Raw genomic sequence first — 284 nt, 5'->3', positions numbered from 1 at the left:
AATTTTCAGTGATTCCTGGAATTAAAGAGGATGCTATTACTATTCTTCTTAACCTCAAGAAGATGCGTTTGAATATTGTCAGTGATGAGCCTCAAGTGTTAACCCTTAAAGCAAAAGGTGCTAAGGAGGTGACAGCAGGTGATATCAAGCTTTCTGGAGGAGTAGAAATTCTAAACCCGGAACTAGTGATTGCGACTTTAACTGATGCTAAGGCAGAACTTAATATGGAAATCACTGCTGAGAAGGGTCTCGGTTTCGTTTCTAAAGAAGTTTTGCAAAAAAAT

General features: G+C 38.4%; 1 pseudogene. It reads left to right on the top strand.

The annotated features are described in order from the left end of the window. Positions 1-284 (top strand): annotated as a pseudogene (locus tag ACG9ZB_RS17190) (DNA-directed RNA polymerase subunit alpha); the annotation flags it as partial.

Source organism: Acinetobacter johnsonii (assembly GCF_048551975.1).
GTDB classification, from domain to species: Bacteria; Pseudomonadota; Gammaproteobacteria; order Pseudomonadales; family Moraxellaceae; genus Acinetobacter; species Acinetobacter johnsonii_A.
Note: the sequence above shows the minus strand (reverse complement) of the source record. Positions and strands in the feature narration are given on the sequence as shown.